Consider the following 19,724-nt stretch of genomic DNA (forward strand, 5'->3'; position numbering starts at 1 on the left):
TCCGGTACCCGCACCGGCACCAGCGCCGCCTGAACCAGCAGCACCGCCGCCGCTACCGCCGCCCGGCGCACCCATCGACCCGCCCGTGCCTGGCGCGCCTACGCCCACTCCACCCGAGCCGCCGCCGGTTGCGCTGCCGGTTGAATCGTTGGCACTGCCGCCATAGCCACCGCTCGAACCCGATCGCATATTGCCGGCGCGCCCTTGCTTGCCGGCGGCGTTGCGGTTGCGGGTGGCATCCCGACCGCCGTTGGCCGAACTGCCGTTGACAGCGGTCCCCCCCGTGCCCGTTGCAGTAGCGCCGGTGTCGGCACCGCCCGCCGGAGACATGCTGCTGCCGCCCGCCGTGCTGTTGGATTGGGCTGCCCCCGTTTGGGCATACGCCGCAGCGGTACCGCCTGCCAGCGCCAACGCGATGACTAGAGAAGATGCACGGAGATACGTCATGAAATGCTCCTTTCAGGTTGAGAACATGCCCCTCCAAGGCAGCAAGGCCCGTTCCGCCGTCACGCCATGCAATATCGAGTGCGCCGATTGGCGGGATATTTGCTTGTGACCGTGCGTCAAAATGAGGAAGCCCGCACTCAGCTATACATTCAACGGTGTATGTATAATCGCCTGCCCCCACTGTCGGTGTGCCGCCGCACGCGTCTGCAACGCTGCCGGCCCACCTTCAGCCCGACGATGGAGCTGTAAACCGTGAAACTCCCCTTCCCGCTGCCGCAGTCCTGGCGCGCAGCGGGCGACACCCCCGACGCAAAAGCCGCCCTGGTAGCCCAGCCCCTGCCTGGCGATCCCGATGCCTGGATCGCATGCGAGCACTGCGACACCCTGCATCGCCACGAGGTCATTGCGCTGGATGAAGAAGCGCATTGCACGCGCTGCGGCGTCAAGCTGTACCGCAACCAGAGCGAGCGGCTTTCGGTACTGCTGCCGCTGGTGTTGACGGGCCTCATCGTCTACATCGTCGCCAACATCTTTCCGATTGCCGAGATGAACGGCGGCGGCAACCGGCACGCCACCACACTGTGGGGCGCCATCGTGGCGCTGTACGACTACGACATGCTCTTCGCTGCCGTACTGGTGGCGCTCACCACGGTGTTCTTCCCGCTGATGTACATGTCGGTGCTGGCACCGCTGCTCATTGCACGATGGCGTGGGCGCCAGCATCCGGCTGCAGCGCTGGTGCTGCGCGCGGCAGCGCTGATCCGCCCGTGGGCAATGGTCGAGATCTTCATGCTGGGCGTGGTGGTGGCGCTCATCAAAGTGGCGCGCATGGTGTCGCTCGAAGCCGATGCGGGCTTGTGGGCGTTTGCCGCGCTCACCGTATTCTTGACGGTGGCGTTGTCGATCGACCTGCGACCGTTCTGGCGCGAGATCGGGTTGACGCTGCCGCCGGGCTCACACGTCGACGCGCCCACCGGCATGGACGCCGCCGCCCGCCCCGGCGAGGATCACCCATGAACAGCGTCACCACTCCTGCACCGGCCCAACCGGGTCAAGAAGGTCGCCCGCTGCGGGCCGCCGCACAAGGCCTGGTGACATGCGAGCGCTGCGGCCTGCTGGCGCGCATGCCCCAGGCTTCGGCCGCCACGCAGGCGGTGCTCACGCACGAAGACGCACCTGACAAGACCACCGCAGCGCCGGTCTGCCCGCGCTGCATGTCGCCCATGCACGTGCGCAAGCCCGACAGCCTGGCGCGCTGCTGGGCGCTGCTGATTGCAGCGGCCGCCATGTACCTGCCCGCCAATCTGCTGCCCGTGATGATTACCGACACGCTGCTCGGCACGCAGCAGGACACCATCATGAGCGGGATCGTCTATCTCTGGACGTCGGGATCGTGGCACCTGGCCATCATCGTGTTCATCGCAAGCTTTCTGGTGCCGCTGGCCAAGCTGGGCATCCTGGCGGTGCTGTGCCTCTCGGTGCAGCAGCGCTGGCGCTGGAACCCGCGACTGCGCACGCGCCTGTATGCGCTGGTCGAGATCATCGGCCGGTGGTCGATGCTCGATGTGTTTGTGGTGACGCTGCTCGCAGGGCTTGTACATCTGTCGACGCTGGCCATCATCAAACCCGGCCCTGGTGTCGGCCCTTTTGCCGCCGTGGTGGTGCTGACCATGTTCGCCGCCCGCTGTTTTGATCCCCGCCTGATCTGGGACGTCATCGACGAGCCCGATCCCGAAGAGACCGATGTATGACCGACCCCGTCGATAACGAAAACATCCCCGCGCCGCGTCGCACGAAGCGCAAGCGCTGGCTGCCCTCGCTGATCTGGCTGGTGCCGATCGTGGCACTGTTGGTGGGCGCCACGCTCATGGCGCGCGTGATCCTGGCGCGCGGCGCGCAGGTGACCGTCACCTTCAGCTCGGCAGAGGGCATCGAAGCGGGCAAGACGCGCGTGAAATTCAAGAGCGTCGATATCGGCGTGGTCAAGGCGGTGGGCCTCACGGAGGACCGGTCTGGCGCCGTGGTACTGATCGAACTGACGCATGACGGCAAGGCGTTCGCCGCGTCGGATACGCGCTTCTGGGTGGTGCGCCCGCGCGTGGCGGCCGGCAGCATCTCGGGGCTCGGCACGCTGCTCTCAGGGGCGTACATCGGCGTGGACGGCGGCCGCTCGCAGGAGAAGAAATCCATCTTCAAAGGCCTCGACACACCGCCGGCCATCTCCGCTGATGCGCCCGGCAAACAGTTCACGCTGCGCGCGCCTGACCTGGGCTCACTCGATATCGGCGCGCCGGTGTATTTCCGCCGCGTGCGCGTGGGCCAGGTCACCGCCTATGACATCGACACCGACGGCAAGGGCGTGACGCTGCACATCTTCGTCAACGCGCCGTTCGACAAGTTTGTGGCACACGGCACGCGGTTCTGGAATGCCAGCGGCATCGACCTCAAGCTCGACGCCAGCGGGTTGAAGGTCGATACGCAATCGCTGCTGACCGTGGCCCTGGGCGGCATCGCCTTCCAGACGCCAGAAGAAGCCGATCACCAACCGGCCGCCTCCGACGCCGAGTTCCCGCTCGTGCGCAACGAGACCATGGCACTGAAAGACCCAGAACACCTGTCGCAGACCGTGGTGATGTACTTCCACCGCTCGCTGCGCGGGCTCAACGTGGGTGCGCCGGTGGAGTTCAAGGGCATCAACGTGGGCGAGATCAAGTCGATCGGCATCCACTACAGCAAGAAGCGCCACGAGTTCGTACTGCCCGTGACGGCCACGCTATACCCCACGCGCTTCGGCATGGACATCCGCGACGACAACCCGCAGCACGCCGCCGAAGACGTCCGCACGCAGTTCGACGTGCTGGTGAAGAACGGCATGCGCGCGCAGTTGAAGAGCGCGAGCCTGCTGACGGGCCAGCAGTTCGTGAACCTCGACTTCATTGACGCAGCCGACCGCGACAAGACCCCGCCGCGCTTCGGCATGCGCGATCGTGACGGCGCGTATGTGTTCCCGACTGCCGATAACCCGACTGACGACATCGAAGCGCAGATTGCCGGCATCGCCAAGAAGCTCAACAAGGTGCCGTTCGAGCAGATCGGACAGGATGTTCACCGCACGCTGACGACGCTCGACGCCACGCTCAAGCAAACCGAGCAACTGGCCAAGACCGTCAACAGCGACCTCGCCCCGCAGATGAAGGAAACGCTGGCCGAGGCGCGCCGCACGCTGGATTCTGCGCGCCAGGTCTTCTCCGACGATGCCCCGCTGCAACGCAACGCGCGCGACACGCTGGAACAAGTGGCCAAGGCCGCCGCGTCCGTGCGCGTGCTGACCGATTATCTGGACCGCCACCCGGAAGCGCTGATCCGCGGCAAGGCAAAGGACGCGCAATGATGCCGATGCAAACGACGATGCTGTCTTCTTCTCTTCGCCTGGCCGGCGCCGCCGCCGTGGCGTTGCTGGTTGGCGCGTGCGCTTCGCCCGAGCCGACGTTGCATACGCTGTCGGTGCGCCCCGAAGCCACGGACACCGGCCGTTTCCAGCGCGCCTTCCGCCTCTCGGGCGTGCGGGTGCCTGATCGCCTGGACAAGCCGCAGATCGTGCTGCGTACGTCCGATAGCGAAGTGGTGGCGCTTGAGCAACAACGCTGGGCCGCACCGTTTGGTTCTGAACTGCGCGATGCGCTGTCTGCGGACATGGCGACAACGCTGTCTGCGGTGGACGTGGGAAGTGCGGCTGCGCCGGCGGGCGTGCCGCTCTACCGCATCGGCGCCGAAATGCGCAGCTATGACGCGCGGCCCGGCCAAGGCGTGACGGCGCTGGTGACGTGGCGCGTATCGCGCGATGTGACCACTCAGGGCGCGAGCCCCGCCGCCCTGACCTGCCAGACGACGCTTGCGCTGCCCGTGAATGGCCAACCTGCAGGTACGGATGCGAATGCGAATGCGGGCGTAGATGCGGTGGTGTCATCCACGCAACACCTCGTGCAGCAGTGGTCGCAACAGATTGCGCAGAGCGTGCAGGGGCTTGAATCGCCCTCCGCCGTGCCGGCGTGGTGCCGGTAGGTCGATCGATCAGCGCTCGGCCAGTTCCTGCGTGAGGCGGCCGAGCGTGGCAAGCGCAGCTTCGAGGTTGGCCGAAGGCAGCAGGCCGAAACAGATGCGGAAGTAATGATCGAAGCGGTTCAGGTTCGAGAACATCGTCCCCGGCGCAATGCGGATGCCCTGCGCCAACGCCGCATCAAACAGTGCCACCGACGACACGTTGGCTGGCAACTCCACCCACATCGCCAAGCCGCCTGAGGGCACCGACAACCGCGTGCCGGCGGGAAAGCATCCAGCAATCGACTCGGCCATGCGCTCGCGCTGTTCACGCAAGGTCTGGCGCAGGGTGCGCAGGTGACGGTCGTACGCACCCGAGGCGATAAAGCGCCCCGCCAACACCTGCGACCACGAATCGTTTGGCCGCGATTGGGCAAACTTCAGCATCTGCACGCGCCCCTGCCAGCGGCCGGCAGCCATCCAGCCCAGGCGCAGGCCCGGTGCCAGCACCTTGCTCAATGACGCGCAATAGATGACGTTGCCCGTGCGGTCCCACGCCTTGAGCGCCTTGAGTGGCGTTGGGCTATCGCCTAGCGCGCTGTAGGTATCGTCTTCAATGAGCGCGATGCGGTTGGCATCGCAAAAGGCGGCCATCCGGCGCTTGGCTGCGTCCGGCATGATGCTGCCGAGCGGGTTCTGCAGGTTGGGCACCACCACCACGGCGCGGATGTTGCCGTAGGCCTGCACTGCCATCTCTAGCGCTTCGAGCGACATGCCGGTGCGCGGGCTGGTAGGAATTTCCACTGCGCGCATGCCCAGGCTTTCCAGCACCTGCAGCAGCCCGTAGTAAGTCGGCGACTCCACGGCCACGGTATCGCCCGGCTGCGCCACAGCACGCAACGCCAAGTTGATCGCCTCGATACAGCCGTGGGTGACGATTACGTCGTCCGGCGCGATCTGCACGCCCATGTCGAGCGCACGGCGCGCCACGGCAGTTTGCAATTCAGGATGGCCGTTCGGGATGACAGCCTGTGTCAGCAGCAACGGATACCGCCGCAGTACCTGCGACGCAATCCGGTTGAGCGCTGCTGCCGGGTACAACGCGGCCGCCCCACTCGCCCCTGACAGATCGACATTCACGCTGGCCTGCTGCCCACGCGCCACGATGGCCGACACGCGCGCATGCACGCCCACGTACGCCGCCGGATCGGGCGTCGAAACTTCGGGTTCCTTGACCGGGGCCAGCAAGGCGCGGCGCGGCTGGCGCACAAAGTAGCCCGAGCGTTCGCGCGCCTCCAGCCAGCCTTCCGTCTCCAGATGCCGGCAAACCTGCAGCGCGGTCGACAGACTCACCGCGTGCGTGCGCATCAGCATGCGCACCGACGGCATGCGCTCGCCCGGCGCCAGCACTCCGCTGCGGATCGCACCGAGGTAGTGATCGGCAAGCGTCCGGTACAGCGGCTGCGCGGGCGGGGAAGTCAACTCGGTGACGGACATGGCGGCGAGGGCGGCGGCAAGCGGACGGCGACAGGCGGCAAGGAGAGGGGCCAGCACATCATGCCGGCAAGCCTGTCACCGCAACAGATACAGACGACGTCAAACTGTACCGCAACAGATTGTCACAAGGCTCGGCTGTTGCCCGGCACCTTGCCGGTTCTGTGTCTGTTGGCGGTGGTGCCACATGCCTACGCTGGAGCCATGTTCAGGAGATCGACATGACTGCAACGACACCCGCATCCGAACCCGAAAGGCTGACGCTTTGCCCCGGACAGGCCGGCCTGCGCTGGCTCCTCGCTGGAACCACGCTCGTGGCATTGGAAGGCAGCTTGCGCCTGGAACCGCCCTCGCGCTCGATTGCAGCGTCGCAATACACGCTTGGCGCCGGCCACGCGCATGTTGTGGAAACGTCCGGGTGGTGGCACCTGCATGCCGACAGGCGCAGCGGCGCGCACGTGCACATCGTGACCGCTGTCGCTCGCACACGACGCCCGGCGTGGCCAGCGATATGGCGTTGGTTGGCAAACGTCATTCAGCCGCGCCAGACCTCGCGCGGCTGAAGTGAAGAGGTGTCCCTGTCAGCGCCCCTCGCTAGGCGCGCGGGGACGCTTCCCGTCATCCGAATGGATCGACGCGTTCTCGAAGTCGCCCGGGTCTTCCTCGCCTACGCCGCTTTCACTTGGGATGGCCGGCGCGACGGGCCTGGCGGCGTCACCCGAAGGCGCCTTGGCTTTGTCTTCGCCACGAGGCTTCTTGGTGGCGTTCATGGCTGCTTCCGACTGTTCTGGTGCTGCCCCAGGCGCTGCTGATTCTGCGGCAGTTGCCCTTCTTGTGCGGCGGCGCGGCCATCCTCGGCGCGCACCGGCATCGGGCGTTTCGCCGATTGGTTTGTGCCGTGCTGCATTGATGTGCGCTCGGCGCGGTCGGAATCAGCGCGGTCCTTGGCGGCACCCCGTCCTTGCTGTGCCTGATCGCCGCGCTCGCCCTTCTTGGCTTCGCTCTTTCGTTCCCCCGCTTTTTCCGCCGCGGGGGCAGCGGGCTTGTGCGGTTGCTGTGCGTGTTGCTTCATCGTCAGCCTCCTGTTTCGGTTTACGGACAAATCGCCCGTACCCAACGGCGTCGCAACCCGCGTGCCGCCGCAACAGTGCGCTGGCGCACGCGTGCGGCGCGCTGCGCCCAGGTATCCGCCTTGCTGCTCGTGCAGTGTCGCGCGTTGGCGCACAAGTACGCATGGAGAAACCCACATGGCAACCAGCAACCTGTATCGCACCGGCGAAGCACCTGCACAGACCGGCAAGGGTCACGGAACCGACGCACTCGGCCCCTCCGACAGCTCGGACTCGGGCAGTGACGTGGTGGGCGGCCCGGGCCTGGGCAGCGACGTTGAGGATCGCTTTGACGAGGATCCCGCCGTGCACCCGCACGGCAATGCAGCCAACCGCACGGCCGGCGCGGACCTGGGGGATGTGAACCTCGACAGCGACACAGACTCCGCCGGCACCGGCGAGCGTCGCGCGGCCGGGCACGAACCCGTCATACGCGAAGGCGGCGACCTGATGCCCGACGCCATACACGACATAAACCATTCCGAAGTCGACACACCCATCGACGACGAGGATTTTGAACACGCCACGGGCCTCGCCGGTGAAAACGACGACGCCGATGCGCCGGACGCGGTGGACCTGGACGAAGCGCCAATCGACCCGCAGCCGGGCAGCCGCGATATGCCGGTGCACTCGCCCACCGGTGGCGGCACGGATTGGTCCGACAACATGCGCCGCAGCCGCCCGACGTACAAGGGCAAGCGCGTGCCGGGCCAGCATCGCGGCTAAGCCGCATCGGATGAACGCGGACCGCGCCTGCACGCCAGCGCGGTCCGGTCTAGACTGGCGCACCGACCCCGCAGCCCATGCGAGTTGCGCAGGCCGCCCGGCTCACCTTGAGCGAACTTCACGCCCCCTATCCAATGACACGACTACGTTTCTCAGCTCGTACCGCCGCGGTTGTCACCGTCGTGACAGCGCTCTTTCCGTTGGCCGTGTCCGCGCAAAGTACCGCCGCGCCCACGCGCGTACGCGCCACGATCAATGCCGTCCACAGCACCGCTGTCGATGTGACCGACGCCTCCGGCAACAAGGCTACTGTGACGCTGCCGGTGGACCTCAACGTCACCCAGGTCGCGCCGATTGAACCGTCGGCCATTCGCGCCGGCAGCTATATCGGCACGGCGGCGGTCAAGGAGCCGGACGGCACATTGCGTGCGCTCGAAGTCCACGTGTTTCCGGAGGCAATGCGCGGCACCGGCGACGGCCACCGCCCTTACGACATGGGCCCGAACAGCAGCATGACCAACGGCACGGTCGAGCAGGCAGGCGCCGTTACCGGGGCTCAGGGCCGCACGCTGTCGGTCAAATACAAGGATGGGGAGCAGCGCATCGTGGTGCCGCCGCAAGTGCCGATCGTCACCTTCGAGCCGGGTCGGCGTGACAACCTGAAAGCCGGCGCGCACGTTGTCATGTTCGTGCGCGCCGATGCGCAAGGCACGCTGGTCGCGCAGCGCGTGCTGGTCGGCAAGGACGGGATGGTCCCGCCGATGTGACGGGGATGTGATGGGAAATCGGGCCAGCCTCATACGCTGACCCGATTTGCTTAGAACGGCTTGCTGACCGACAAGAGGAACGTACGGCGCGGCGCAAACTGCGGCGCACCTACGCCGATGCCTGTGCCGTCGCGCAACTGGTAGCTGCGGTCGAAGATATTCAGCACGGTCAGGCGCGTCTTGAACTTGCCCAGCGTCGGCAGGTTGAAGTCGCGTGCGGCGCCCACGTTCATCTGCCAGTAGGCCGGCAGGTGTTCGGTATTGGCGAAGCCGTTGCGCAAGCCGGTACCGAACAGCACATCGCTCGTATAGGTGGTGCCGGAATACCGATACGACACACCGGCCGACGCGGTCAGGCGCTGGTCGTGATCGAGGTTGACCCAATGGTTGTTGATGTAGGCCAGCTCGTCGGCACCAAAGTTGAACTGGCCGGTCTCGATGCCCTTGCCCTGCGCGCGTGACACGGCCAGATTCAGGTACGCCCCGAAGTTGCCGTTGCGATAGTTCGCGCTGCCCTCCAGCCCATAAATCCGCCCACGCTCGTAGTTGAACGCCGAGTACAGCAGCGCATTGCCGAACTGCCCTTCATCCTGCAGATGGCGCACGTCTCGGTAATACGCATCGAGCCCCAGCGTCAGATGCGGCGTGAGCTGGTGCGAAACCCCCAGGTCAAAGTAGTTCGAACGCTCCGACTTGACGGCCGTGTTGGCGTCTGAAGGCAGCGCGTTGGTCGTGCCGGCAAAGGCCTGCACCGACGTGGTATCGAACTTCTCCGTGGGCGGCGGCGTGAAGTAGCGCGCGTAGCCGGCATGCACGCGGGTGCGCGGCGTCAGGTCATACGTCAGGCCCAGGCGCGGGCTCAGTTGCTGCTCGCTGACGATGGTGTTGACGCGGTCGTACCGCGCGCCGTAGTTGACGGTGAGCTTGTCGGTGGGCTTCCACTCGTCTTGCAGGTAGACGCCCATGGTGGTGCCGCTGCCGCTGTGGTTGTCGACGATGGTGAACGGCGTAGTGCTGGTCTGGGCGCCGGAGCCGTCGGCGGCAAACACGCTGGCGGTGTTGTCGGCCACGTAGCGCTCGCGCTGCACGAACACGCCGGCACGCAGCGTGTGCTTGTCGGTGAGCTTGTAGCTTGCGTCGCCCTGCACGCCGTAGGCCTCGTTGCGGCGCGTGATGTCGGCCGCCACGCCGTTGTAGACCAGATCGCCAATCGGATCGGGCATGTAGTCGATCCGACTTGCACGGCGGAACACCGAAACCTGGTAGTCCAGCTTGGGTGAGACCTTCTGCTGATACGTCAGGATCTGGAAGTCGGTCTTCTCGCGTTGATTGGCGTTAAGCGCTTCAGAGGCTGGCGGCACTGCGCCGTCGAGCGTGAATTGCGGCGTCAGGCCGGGGCGCGTCGGAATCTGGAAACGGCCGTTCGACGTGCCGAACATGAAGCTCACGCGGCTATCGTTATCAAGCAGATACGACAGCATGCCGAACGACTTGTTCTGCGTGGTGTGATCGTGCGTGGCATTGCGGTTGCCCGTGGGGTTTTCAATGCCGAGGTTGTTCTCGGCAAACACGCCCGAGAGGTAATAGCTGAAGCGGTCTTTCGTGCCCTGGATCTGCGCATTGACCTCATGCGTGGCATTGCTGCCCAGCACGGTGCCGATTTCCCCGCCAAATGCCTTCGGCTCGCCATCTTCGTCGGTGGATGCGCCCTTGGTGGTGATATCGACGATGCCGGCCGTGCGGTAACCGTACTGCGCCGGCAGCGCGCCGGTCAGCACATTGATCTGGTTGGCGAAGCGCGTATCGAGCATCTGCCCGAAACCGCTGATCGGCTCAGGGACGATCACGCCATTGATGCGGTACTGCAGGTTCGAGTGGTCCCCGCGCACGTGCAATTGCCCGTACGAATCCTGCACCACGCCCGGCGCCTGCAGCAGCACCTGGTTGAGCGGCGTGGCATCGCCCAGCGGCATGCGGGCAATGTCATCGGTGTCGAACTTGTAGACGGAACTGCCGGTGTCCGGCGACAGCGCATTGCGTGCAGCGTCCAGCCGCTTGGCCGTGACGCGAGTTTCACTGAGGTCGCGCACGTTGGCGGCGGCCGGTTTGGCCTGTGCAGCGGACGCCGTCGTGGCTGGCGTGGCGGGTGTGGGGGCCGGCGTTGTGGCTTGCTGAGCCAGTGCGGAAACCGAGGCGACGGATGGCAAAACTGCGGCGAGCGCCATCACCAGCTTGCGGGGCTGGAACGGAATCATGAAAGACCTTTGAATCGAGCGGATGCGTTAAGCAGCGGCCCGCGCATGCGTCAACACGACGCGCGAGCCGAGGGACAAGGCAGGAATCAAAGGCGGAATGGAGGATCGCGCGAGCAGACGGCCACCGGAAAGACCGGCGCGCCCGCATGAAAGCCGATGCGCGGAAAATGCCAGCGCCGCGTATGCGCCAGGCGCAGCGCCACCAGCATCGGCAAGGCAGCCGCCAGCGCAGCATAGGCGGCGCACTGCAAGCACGCGGCGTGCTCCTGCGCGGGCTGGCTGCGCTCGGCGCCGGCCGGCTTGGCCGTGGCGGCAGCGTTGAACTGAACAGCAGTCCCTTCGCTCAGTTCACTCCAATGCGAGAGCGCATGCCGCAGCGCGCCCTGCTGACCAAACAGCAGGAACACGGCCAGCAGGCAAGCCAGCCAACGCAGATGGAGGAAGGAGGAGCGGAAGGAACGCAAGGTTGGGCGCAGGTGCCGGCGCGCGATGTCACTCGACACTGCGCGCCTCAATGCAACTAAGTTGCGAATTCTGACACCAGCCGCCTAATTCAGCAATCCGTCAGGTGGTGGGGCAGAACAGCCCCCGAGCGTAGCTCTCCAGTATTACAAGCGTGTGTGCGCGAAGCCCGGCATGAGGCCCGTCGGCACGCCCAGGCTCGGCACCTGCACGCGCTTCCAGTTCGGGCGCGTTTTGCGGGCGGCCTCGGCGCGTTGCGCGGGGGCACCCACCTCGGTGGCATCGTGCAGGCTGGCCAGCCAAGCCCCGTAGTCGAACCAGCCGTCGCGCACGAGCTGTTCGCCCACGCAATTGGCAAAGCGATCCGACTTGGGCAGGAAGCACAGCTCAAAGCCTTCGGTCTCGCGGCGGCCATGCATCCAGCGATGCGGCACCTGATGACTGGCCAGCGCTTCCGACAAACGCGTGCCGTAGCGCTGCTGCCCTTGCCGTCGCGCGCCGATCACGTAGAAACCGTCAAGCAGCCGACGCAACCCCAGCGCAGAACGCGCGTGACGCACCTCGGCATCGACCAGCAGCTCACGGTTCTGCGTGCGAGCCTGCAACGCCAGCGCGGCGAAATGGTGCGCACCCCACTCGTTCATGTAGAACAGCTCGCCGCCGGCAAAATCGTAGGCGCGGAACACGTTGGCCTGATCTGCGTAGCGGAATACATGGCGCCGGTTGGCGGCAAAGTCGGCGTCCGTGCTGTGCGGAATGCGGCGGCAATGCTGGTGCGCAAACACCAGCATGCTCGGAAACGAATGCACCGAGCATGGCGACTGCGCCAGCCCCGTCACCGCGCGAATGTCGATCTTGCAGTGTTCGCGGCGCACACCCACGAGCTGGCTCAGATGGTGGTGCAACTCGTCCACCCATTCGGCATGCGCCAGATGCTTGGGAAACAGTTGGTGCGCGGGCTCGGCAAGACCGCCCTCGAACAGGAACGGCACGCTCTTGTGCCAGATATCGAGTTTCCAGTGCGACAACGCATCGCTGGGCGTGCGATGGTGTGCCACCGATTGCGCGACATTGAAAGCGCGCGACTGGACGACCCAGTTCGACGCTGCATGCAGCAGATTGGAAACGTTCATGTCACCCCCCGGAAGACTGAATCGTTTGTTTGCGGATTGCCGACGTCGCTCTGAATGTGTGGCGATTGTTCAGCAATGTAAAAACCAACGACTCAAACGTACCCCACTTTAGAGGGGTACGCCATGAAGTTTGTTGAAGTCCGTGTTAAGAAAAATACACATGAAGCGTGGGGACTTGCCAGGCGCGCGACATGCTGGAAGAGAGGCATCCGCAGATCGGGAGACCGCGATGCCCACCCAGCCAAGCCGTTCAGAAACCGATACGACACAGCCCGCCAGCCCGAAAGCCCAGCCCGAGCCTGCCAAGCGCAAGCCCGGCGACCCGCTGGTGCCACGCGATACCCGCCCGAATCCACCCGAGCAGAATGAGCCGCCCGTGGAAAACGTGTGAACCTGGGGTGCCCCGCGGCTCAGACCAGGCACATGTCGGAGACTTCCTCGTCCGACAAACCCCAGGTGGTGGCGTCTTCCACGGTGACGATGGAATCGTCGGACTTGCCCAGGCTGATGCGCTCGGGGCGCACACGCGTCTTGGTGTTGCCCGAATAGAAGACGACCACGTCCGGCTTGAGCGCAGACGCCTCGTTCTGGTGGACCACCACGCCCAACCGGTTGGTGCGCAGCTTGACCAGCGTGCCTACCGGGTAGATGCCTACGCTGCGCGTGAAGGCCTGGAACACGGTGCGATCGAACTGCGTATCGGTGCGCGCCATCATGTATTTCAGTGCCTGCGCGGGAGACCACGCATGGTGGTACGGGCTGCTTGACGTAAGCGTGTCGTACACGTCGCAGATTGCGCCCATCTTGGCCCACAGGCTAATAGCCTCGCCCTTCTGGGCGTCAGGATAGCCGCTGCCGTCAATACGCTCGTGATGGTGCAGGCAGATTTCGCGCGCAATCTCGCTGAACTGGCCTGTACCCTGCAGCAAGTGGTGGCCGCCCACCGCGTGGGTCTGCAGCAGTGCCAGTTCATCCTTGGTGAGCGCGGTGCTCTTGTCGAGCAGCGTGCGCGGCATGGCCGACTTGCCGATATCGTGCACCAGCCCGCCCAGCCCGCATTCGCGGATCTCGTCTTCAGGCAACCCCAGCGTCTTCGCCAGCGCCACCATCAGGGCGCAAACGGCAAACGAATGCAGATAGGTGTAGTCGTCCTTGTTCTTCAGCCGCGCCAGCGCAATCAGCGCATACGAGTTGCGTGCCAGCGAGTTCGACACGTCGTCCACCAGCAGCAGCGCCTTTTCGGTTTCCAGCGCGCGCCCCATGCGGGCTTCGGAAAACATGTGGCCAAGCGTCACCTTGCCGTTCTGCATCAGCTGCTGGGCGTGCTTCCACTCTTCCTTGAGCGACGTTGGTGTGATCGGCGGCCGCGCGGCCAAGGTCTCGCGCGTGAGCGGTTCGGGCGCCGGCGCCGGTACGGGCATCTGCGTCTCTACCATGACGTCTTCGCCGCGCTCGGGGTCGATCCAGATCTCGGTGATACCCGCGCGGCGGATGTCGTCAATCTGGCCCTGGTGCGACAACTGGAACTGCGCACGCCAGAACGGATGCTTGAGCCAGGACCCGCCCAGCTTCATCACAAACATGCCGATACGCAATTGGCTCGCATCGATTCGCTTCATACCCTGCCTACCTCGGCTCGAAGCCCGGTTTTTTGATTGAATTAGGGGAGCGGCGTGCCAGCCGACACTGGCTCGTGTTTCGCAGTCTAGGCGTTTTAAGCTGGTGGATGCTCTGGTCCATCAGCGCGCCAAACCGCGCTTGGCTTATCGGCAAGCCTGCGCAAAACTTGAGGCGAATGTGGATTGGGCGGCGCGCAGCATACCGCAGCCTCGGCAAGCAAACAGCGGGACGCTGGCTGTGGCAGCGGTCGAATCAAACAGGTGATGCGTCAAGACCCTCGCCTGTCGGGCTGGCAGGCCGGCGCGGGAGGGGTACACTAGACTTCAAGGATGCGCATCCGATATGGCTCAAGATCCCACCTCTCAACGCAAGCAGCAAAACGCCGATGACTTCGCGCTCAACCGCGACGCCATCCGGTGGCTCGCGTCCCTGCCCGACCAGGTGAGGCCGATCGAACTTGGTCGGAAGTTTCCGCGCATCATCAACACGATCGCCGCCAAGTGGGCCGATTTCATTGGCTGCCGACGCTACCTGAACAGCCTGCAGATTGACGACCGCGGTGGCCGCCAGGGCTTTCCGTTCGAGATCGTCCAGGAAATCTGCACGCTGCGCGAATACTTCGATTCGCTGTATCCGCCGGACAAGGACCTCTGGCAGAAAGCCATCGACGCAAACAAGCGCTGAACCACTCGCACCTCGCACCAAAGCAAAGCGGCCCACGTTCGGGCCGCTTGTCATTTGCACGCACCGGCTGCAGATCAGGAAGCGGAATCCGGCCCCGAAGCCAGCTTGTTGAGCAGTGCCAGCAGCGTGTGCCGTTCATCCTTTGAAAGATGCGCCGTTACGCGGGCGTCGTGCGCGGTGACGGCACGGGTGATTTCGTCGAGGGTGGTTGCGCCCTTGGCGGTCAGCACCAGTCGGAAGGCGCGCTTGTCCTTGGGCGAAGGCTGGCGCTCGACCATGCCCATGTCTTCCAGCGTATCGACCAGCAGCACTGCGCCGGAGCGCGCCACGCCCAGGATGTTGGCCAGTTCCGTCAGCTTGAGGTTCGGGTTATGCGCGATTACGGTCATGGCCGAGAAGCGCGGCGGCGTGATGTTCCACGCGTGCAGCGAGCGCACGAAATCTTCGTAGATGTGCAGCTGCGCGCGGCGCACGGCATAGCCGACCAGCCCGTCGAGCGCGCCATACTCCACGTCCGCCAAATGCGGGTTGAAGTGCCCCGAGGGGGCCACGGCGGGATACAGGTCGTCGGCTTTGGGCGTGCGCGGCATGGCGGTGTGGATGGGAGAAGACTCTCGATTATCGTCGGCGATGCGCCCGCCGGCCATGCACGCGCGCGCGTTTCAGTTCAACAGTTTCCATTTGCCGTGGTCGATGGTCAGCAGCACGCGGCCGCGCGCATCAAAGCCGAAGTGATCCGTGGCCGTGTAGTTGAGCACGCCGTGCGAAACAACAATGTCGTGCTCCGATTCCAGCGCGCTCTTCAGCGCCTGGCGGAACTCGGGCGTGCCCGGCTTGGCCTTCTTGAGCGCCACCGGCACGATGCGCTGGAGCACCTGCAGTGCATCCCACGTGTGGGCGCCGAACTGCGTGCGCGTGTCGGGCCCGTTGGCCTTTTCATAGCGCGTCACGTATTCCAGCGCGGTCTTCTTGCTGGGGTGGCTGTCGGGCAATTGCTCGGCCACGATCACGGGGCCTGCCGGCAGAATGGCCCCGTCGACAGCCTTGCCGCCAATGCGGATCAGGTCTTTCGTTGCCGCACCGTGCGTCTGATAGATCGGCCCCGCATAACCGCGATCGCGCAACGCGGTGTGCGGCAGCGCGGCGCCAGTGCCTGCACCGGCCACCAGGATCGCGTCGGGCTTGATGCTGACCAGCTTGGCGACCTGCCCCGTCACGCTGGTATCTGCGCGGGCATAGCGTTCCACGTCGACGATCTTGATGCCGCGCGGCGTGGCGGCGGCGGTGAAGTCCTTGAGCCAGCTCTCGCCGTACGCATCGGCAAAGCCGATGAAGCCGACGTTCTTGATGCCGGACGCCGCCATGCGCGCGGCAATCGCCTCGGCCATCAGCGAGATCGGCTGCGCAAGACGGTAGGTCCAATCGCCCTTGCCCGGCTTCAGCTCGACCGGCGCCAACGCCAGTTGCGGCGTGTGCGATTCGGTGGCGACTTCGGAAATCGCAATCGACGGCGCCACCGCCGACGAGCCAACGATGATGTCGACGTGGTCTTCCGTCACGAGCTTGCGCGCCAGACGCGTGCCGGTGCTTGGGTCGGAGGCGTCATCCACCACCACTAGGCGCAGCTTTTCACCGCCAATGGAATCCGGATAGAACGCCAGCGAGTTCTTCTGCGTAATGCCGAGCGATGCCGACGGCCCTGTCGTCGACAGGCTCACACCAACGACGATTTCCGCATGGGCAGCGGTGGCGAGCAACAGCGCAGCAGCTGCGCAGATGGTGCGATGGATAGTCATGGGGCCCCCTTTTCTCTTCTGGCGTGTGAACGTATCAGTGCTTCAGGCGCGGCCCGGCATGGGTGGCTGATCGCGCAGCGATTGCGGATCGAAGCCGGCCAGCTTTTTGTAGCGCATCGCAATTCCTTCCAATTCCGGGCGCGGGATCACGTCATCGATGCGCGCGAAGCCCTGGGGCGCGCGCTCATGCGCGAGCTGCATGACCTGCTCCGGCCCGTTGAGGCGGTTGCGCAGCACGATGCCTGCCGTGCGCGGCAGGCGATCAGCCTCATACTCACGCAGGGCCACGCCGGTGTCGCGCGTGGCAAGCAGGCAATCGACCAACGCCCGCGCATCAAGAATCGCCTGCGCGCTGCCGTTCGAGCCGATCGGATACATCGGGTGCGCCGCGTCGCCCAGCAGCGTGACGCGGCCGAAGGTCCAACGTGGCAGCGGATCTTTGTCGACGAGCGGGAATTCGTACACGGCCTCTGCGCCGTCGATCAAAGCCGGAATGTCGATCCAACTCCATTTCCAGTCGGAGAAGGCGCTGCGGAAGATCGCACGGTCGACTTCGCGGTTCCAGTCGCTGCGCGGCGGTGCCTCGTCGGGCACGCGCAGCTCGGCAATCCAATTGATGCGAGAGCGGCCCTGCTGGCGCAGCGGTTCGGAGATCGGATAGGCGACGAACTTCTGGTCTTGATGGCCCGCCATGAACATGGTGCGGCCATCCAGATACGGCTCGGCTTCGGTGACGGCGCGCCACAGCATGCGGCCCGCAAAACGCGGCGCATCGCCGCTCGGGTAAAAGTGCCGGCGCACGGCGGAGTGGATGCCATCTGCGCCGACCAGCACGTCGGCCGAGGATTCGACAACGGTGTCGTTGGTGCGATCGCGCAGCGTGAAGCGCACGGGGCCGCCCTTCTCGCCCGTCGATTGAACCGCCTCGAAGCTGTGGCCAAGGCGGATGCAATCAGCACCGAGCCGCTCGATCACGGCATCGGCCAGGGCCATCTGGAATTCGCCACGGTGAATGGAGAACTGCGGCCAGTCGTAGCCCGCGGCCAGCCCGCGCGGCTCGTGCCAGATCGGCTGGCCGAAACGGTTGTAGTAAGCCAGCGCGGACGTCCGAATCGCCAGCGCACTCAGCGTGTCTTCCAAGCCCAGTTCGCACAGCTGGCGCGCCGCGTGTGGCAGCAGGTTGATGCCAACGCCCAGTGGCCGCAGCGTCTGCACGGCCTCCCACACCTCTACCTCGAAACCTTGGCGCTCGGCCATCAACGCGAGCGTCAGGCCGCCGATGCCCGCCCCGATGATGGCGATCTTCATGGCTATCTCCCTGAAATTTGTTGCAGTCTATAACGAATCTCAACGGCCTCCCGCCATCGACATATCAGGGCAAATACCTAGAAGAACGCAGCTGAATGCGGCGTGTTGCTCGCTTGACGCTCTGTGAGATATCACAATACCATCACTCGACTTTTACTAAATTCGAGGCCGCCGCGATGTCGCGTCCGATCAAGCTGGTTTCCGGGTCTGCCAAACCCGCGTCTGCATCTGCACCGTTTGCCGTTGAACCCGACGCGCATGCGCCCAAGGGCGCCGCAATGCGTGAACTCGCCTACAACGAGATCAAGCGCCGCATCATGGCGTGCGAGTTCCGCCCGGGCGAGCCGCTCAACGAAGCGCAGCTCGGCACGATTCTGGGGTTGGGCCGCACGCCGATCCACCAGGCGCTGCATCGTCTGGAGGTGGAGGGGCTGGTGCAGATCCTGCCGCGCAAGGGCGTGCTGGTGACGCCGCTGTCGCTCAACGACGTGCTCGACATGATCGAGGTGCGCGCCACCAACGAGATCCTGTGCGTAACGCTGGCCGCCGAGCGCGCCCACCCCGCCGATTTCGAGGCCATGCGCGCCATCGTCGATGCATCGCCCGCGCTGATCGAGCACCGCGACATTGCCGCGCTGGCCGCGCTGGACCTCAAGTTCCACCTCGCCATTTCCGCTGCCTCGCGCAACCGCGTGCTGGCCGAATTGCTGCGGGGCCTGCACGAGAAGCAGGCGCGCTTCTGGTTCCTCTCGCTGTCGGAGCCACAGCACCTGCAGAACGTGTACGACGAGCACCTCGCCGTGCTCGATGCGCTGGAGCGCCGTGACGTGCCCGCAGCGCGCGAAGCCATTCGCGAGCACATCGACGAGTTCCGCCGCACGATCATCCGCACGCTCTGATCCCGATTTCCCCCCGTTCGTTTTTCCCGCTTCTTCCGGATTCCGCATGACCACGCTGCACCTGAACCTGATCGGCCACGGCCCCATCGACGTGACCGTGGACCACCTTGTCATTGCCGGCTGGACCGGCCGCGATGCGCAAGCCGTTGAACACCACATCGCCGAGCTTGAAGCGATCGGCGTGGCGCGTCCGGCGCGCGTGCCGTGCTTCTACCGCGTGTCGGCCTCGCTACTGACCACCGATGCCAGCGTGGAGATTCCCGGCGCAGATTCGTCGGGCGAGGCGGAGTTCGTGCTGTATTCCACGCCGATGGGCCTGCTGGTCGGCATCGGTTCGGACCACACCGACCGCAAGGTCGAAGCCTATGGCGTGACGGTCTCCAAGCAGATGTGCGCCAAGCCCGTGAGCCGCGACGTGTGGCGCTTCGAAGCGCTGGCCGACCATTGGGACAGCCTGCAGATGAAGACCTGGCGCACGCGCGACGGCCAGACCGCGCTGTACCAGGAAGGCGGCGTCACGCGCATGCTTGATCCGCGCGACCTTATCCGCCGCTACACCGGCAACGAAGCGTTGCCGGTGGGCACCGCCATGTTCTGCGGCACGCAGCCCATCATCGGCGAACTCGGTTTTGGCGAGGCCTTCGACATGGCCCTGATCGACCCGGTGTCGGGCACCGAGCTGCGCCATCGCTATGCTGTTGACACGCTGCCTGTTGAAGGCTGAAGCGCCCCACCCAACGGAGACCACCGCATGATGACGCCCCGCCCCAACATGATCCGCTCGCTGGCCGCTGACCTGGCCGCCGGCCGCACCACCAGCGTCGCGCTGACCGAAGCCGCACTGCAGCGCGCCGAATCGCACCGCGCCGCCGGCGGTGCCGCCTATGTGAGCATCGACGTGCAAGCCGCGCTGGCCATGGCGCGCGCCGCCGATGCCGCGCGTGCGGCAGGTAACGTGCCCTCGCTGCTGGCGGGGTTGCCCGTGT

General features: G+C 65.3%; 22 protein-coding genes and 1 pseudogene. 12 read left to right on the forward strand and 11 right to left on the reverse strand.

Annotation, left to right across the window (positions count from 1 at the left end; translation table 11 throughout):
* Positions 1-447, reverse strand: a 447-nt coding sequence (locus ACCD03_RS24230; protein WP_413413155.1) for a hypothetical protein, incomplete at its 3' end; no start/stop codon positions are given.
* 252 nt (positions 448-699) lie between these two features.
* Between ACCD03_RS24230 and ACCD03_RS24235 the strand changes: the two genes are divergently transcribed.
* The 4 genes from ACCD03_RS24235 to ACCD03_RS24250 are packed head-to-tail and all read left to right on the forward strand — an operon-like array spanning position 700 to position 4,509.
* Positions 700-1,464, forward strand: a complete 765-nt coding sequence (locus tag ACCD03_RS24235) for a paraquat-inducible protein A (protein ID WP_253536425.1) — start codon at positions 700-702, stop codon at positions 1,462-1,464.
* A complete protein-coding gene (locus tag ACCD03_RS24240; RefSeq protein WP_413413156.1) occupies positions 1,461-2,198 on the forward strand; it encodes a paraquat-inducible protein A in 738 nt (245 codons plus the stop codon). The genes ACCD03_RS24235 and ACCD03_RS24240 overlap by 4 nt, the downstream gene beginning before the upstream one ends.
* Positions 2,195-3,838 (forward strand): intermembrane transport protein PqiB, encoded by a 1,644-nt coding sequence (locus ACCD03_RS24245; RefSeq protein ID WP_413413157.1) that lies wholly within the window; start codon positions 2,195-2,197, stop codon positions 3,836-3,838. The genes ACCD03_RS24240 and ACCD03_RS24245 overlap by 4 nt, the downstream gene beginning before the upstream one ends.
* Positions 3,835-4,509 (forward strand): membrane integrity-associated transporter subunit PqiC, encoded by a 675-nt coding sequence (locus ACCD03_RS24250; protein ID WP_413413158.1) that lies wholly within the window; start codon positions 3,835-3,837, stop codon positions 4,507-4,509. Before ACCD03_RS24245 ends, ACCD03_RS24250 begins: the two co-directional genes overlap by 4 nt.
* Positions 4,510-4,518: 9 nt before the next feature.
* Here ACCD03_RS24250 and ACCD03_RS24255 read toward each other — a convergent pair whose 3' ends face one another.
* Positions 4,519-5,982, reverse strand: a complete 1,464-nt coding sequence (locus ACCD03_RS24255) for a PLP-dependent aminotransferase family protein (protein WP_253536481.1) — start codon at positions 5,980-5,982, stop codon at positions 4,519-4,521.
* Positions 5,983-6,200: 218 nt separating this feature from the next.
* Here ACCD03_RS24255 and ACCD03_RS24260 point away from each other — a divergent pair, with 218 nt between their 5' ends.
* Positions 6,201-6,542 carry a hypothetical protein gene (locus ACCD03_RS24260; protein ID WP_325651963.1) on the forward strand — a complete coding sequence of 114 codons (342 nt, stop codon included), beginning with the start codon at positions 6,201-6,203 and terminating at the stop codon, positions 6,540-6,542.
* An 18-nt stretch (positions 6,543-6,560) separates the two neighbouring features.
* On the opposite strand, the gene ACCD03_RS24265 is transcribed toward ACCD03_RS24260, so the two are convergent.
* Both ACCD03_RS24265 and ACCD03_RS24270 read right to left on the reverse strand, forming a co-directional pair.
* Positions 6,561-6,749: a hypothetical protein gene (locus ACCD03_RS24265; protein ID WP_316674221.1), complete on the reverse strand. Its 189-nt coding sequence runs from the start codon at positions 6,747-6,749 to the stop codon at positions 6,561-6,563.
* The gene (locus tag ACCD03_RS24270) at positions 6,746-7,051 is read right to left on the reverse strand and encodes a hypothetical protein (protein ID WP_325651965.1); all 306 of its coding nucleotides are present in this window, start codon (positions 7,049-7,051) and stop codon (positions 6,746-6,748) included. Before ACCD03_RS24270 ends, ACCD03_RS24265 begins: the two co-directional genes overlap by 4 nt.
* Positions 7,052-7,226: 175 nt before the next feature.
* Between ACCD03_RS24270 and ACCD03_RS24275 the strand changes: the two genes are divergently transcribed.
* Together ACCD03_RS24275 and ACCD03_RS24280 are read left to right on the forward strand one after the other, a co-directional pair.
* The gene (locus tag ACCD03_RS24275) at positions 7,227-7,814 is read left to right on the forward strand and encodes a hypothetical protein (RefSeq protein ID WP_413413159.1); all 588 of its coding nucleotides are present in this window, start codon (positions 7,227-7,229) and stop codon (positions 7,812-7,814) included.
* A 134-nt stretch (positions 7,815-7,948) separates the two neighbouring features.
* Complete coding sequence (locus ACCD03_RS24280) at positions 7,949-8,581, forward strand: hypothetical protein (protein ID WP_413413160.1); 633 nt, start codon at positions 7,949-7,951, stop codon at positions 8,579-8,581.
* 50 nt (positions 8,582-8,631) lie between these two features.
* On the opposite strand, the gene ACCD03_RS24285 is transcribed toward ACCD03_RS24280, so the two are convergent.
* The 3 genes from ACCD03_RS24285 to ACCD03_RS24295 all read right to left on the reverse strand — a co-directional run bounded on the left by ACCD03_RS24285 (position 8,632) and on the right by ACCD03_RS24295 (position 12,431).
* The gene (locus tag ACCD03_RS24285) at positions 8,632-10,836 is read right to left on the reverse strand and encodes a TonB-dependent receptor (RefSeq protein ID WP_413413161.1); all 2,205 of its coding nucleotides are present in this window, start codon (positions 10,834-10,836) and stop codon (positions 8,632-8,634) included.
* An 86-nt stretch (positions 10,837-10,922) separates the two neighbouring features.
* Complete coding sequence (locus ACCD03_RS24290; RefSeq protein ID WP_045203647.1) at positions 10,923-11,339, reverse strand: hypothetical protein; 417 nt, start codon at positions 11,337-11,339, stop codon at positions 10,923-10,925.
* Positions 11,340-11,444: 105 nt separating this feature from the next.
* Complete coding sequence (locus ACCD03_RS24295; RefSeq protein WP_253536415.1) at positions 11,445-12,431, reverse strand: DUF6685 family protein; 987 nt, start codon at positions 12,429-12,431, stop codon at positions 11,445-11,447.
* 229 nt (positions 12,432-12,660) lie between these two features.
* Between ACCD03_RS24295 and ACCD03_RS24300 the strand changes: the two genes are divergently transcribed.
* Complete coding sequence (locus tag ACCD03_RS24300; protein WP_325651973.1) at positions 12,661-12,822, forward strand: hypothetical protein; 162 nt, start codon at positions 12,661-12,663, stop codon at positions 12,820-12,822.
* Positions 12,823-12,841: 19 nt separating this feature from the next.
* Here the strand turns inward: ACCD03_RS24300 and ACCD03_RS24305 are convergent, their stop codons facing one another.
* A complete protein-coding gene (locus tag ACCD03_RS24305) occupies positions 12,842-14,050 on the reverse strand; it encodes an HD-GYP domain-containing protein (RefSeq protein WP_413413162.1) in 1,209 nt (402 codons plus the stop codon).
* Positions 14,051-14,393: 343 nt separating this feature from the next.
* Here ACCD03_RS24305 and ACCD03_RS24310 point away from each other — a divergent pair, with 343 nt between their 5' ends.
* Entirely contained in the window at positions 14,394-14,735 is a 342-nt protein-coding gene (locus ACCD03_RS24310) for a hypothetical protein (protein ID WP_045203650.1), read from the forward strand.
* A gap of 74 nt (positions 14,736-14,809) precedes the next feature.
* Here the strand turns inward: ACCD03_RS24310 and ACCD03_RS24315 are convergent, their stop codons facing one another.
* The 3 genes from ACCD03_RS24315 to ACCD03_RS24325 all read right to left on the reverse strand — a co-directional run bounded on the left by ACCD03_RS24315 (position 14,810) and on the right by ACCD03_RS24325 (position 17,839).
* Complete coding sequence (locus ACCD03_RS24315; protein ID WP_092973072.1) at positions 14,810-15,325, reverse strand: MarR family winged helix-turn-helix transcriptional regulator; 516 nt, start codon at positions 15,323-15,325, stop codon at positions 14,810-14,812.
* Positions 15,326-15,397: 72 nt separating this feature from the next.
* A complete protein-coding gene (locus ACCD03_RS24320; RefSeq protein WP_413413163.1) occupies positions 15,398-16,531 on the reverse strand; it encodes an ABC transporter substrate-binding protein in 1,134 nt (377 codons plus the stop codon).
* 42 nt (positions 16,532-16,573) lie between these two features.
* Positions 16,574-17,839: a flavin-dependent oxidoreductase gene (locus tag ACCD03_RS24325; RefSeq protein WP_413413164.1), complete on the reverse strand. Its 1,266-nt coding sequence runs from the start codon at positions 17,837-17,839 to the stop codon at positions 16,574-16,576.
* A 176-nt stretch (positions 17,840-18,015) separates the two neighbouring features.
* Here ACCD03_RS24325 and ACCD03_RS24330 point away from each other — a divergent pair, with 176 nt between their 5' ends.
* The 3 genes and pseudogenes from ACCD03_RS24330 to ACCD03_RS24340 form a co-directional block, all read left to right on the forward strand.
* On the forward strand, positions 18,016-18,738 hold the full coding sequence (locus ACCD03_RS24330; protein ID WP_024976522.1) for a GntR family transcriptional regulator: 723 nt from the start codon (positions 18,016-18,018) through the stop codon (positions 18,736-18,738).
* 46 nt (positions 18,739-18,784) lie between these two features.
* Positions 18,785-19,462: a DUF2848 domain-containing protein gene (locus ACCD03_RS24335; protein ID WP_413413165.1), complete on the forward strand. Its 678-nt coding sequence runs from the start codon at positions 18,785-18,787 to the stop codon at positions 19,460-19,462.
* A 27-nt stretch (positions 19,463-19,489) separates the two neighbouring features.
* Positions 19,490-19,724 (forward strand): annotated as a pseudogene (locus tag ACCD03_RS24340) (amidase); the annotation flags it as partial.

The organism is Ralstonia sp. Ralssp135, assembly GCF_047304345.1.
GTDB classification, from domain to species: domain Bacteria; phylum Pseudomonadota; class Gammaproteobacteria; order Burkholderiales; family Burkholderiaceae; genus Ralstonia; species Ralstonia chuxiongensis.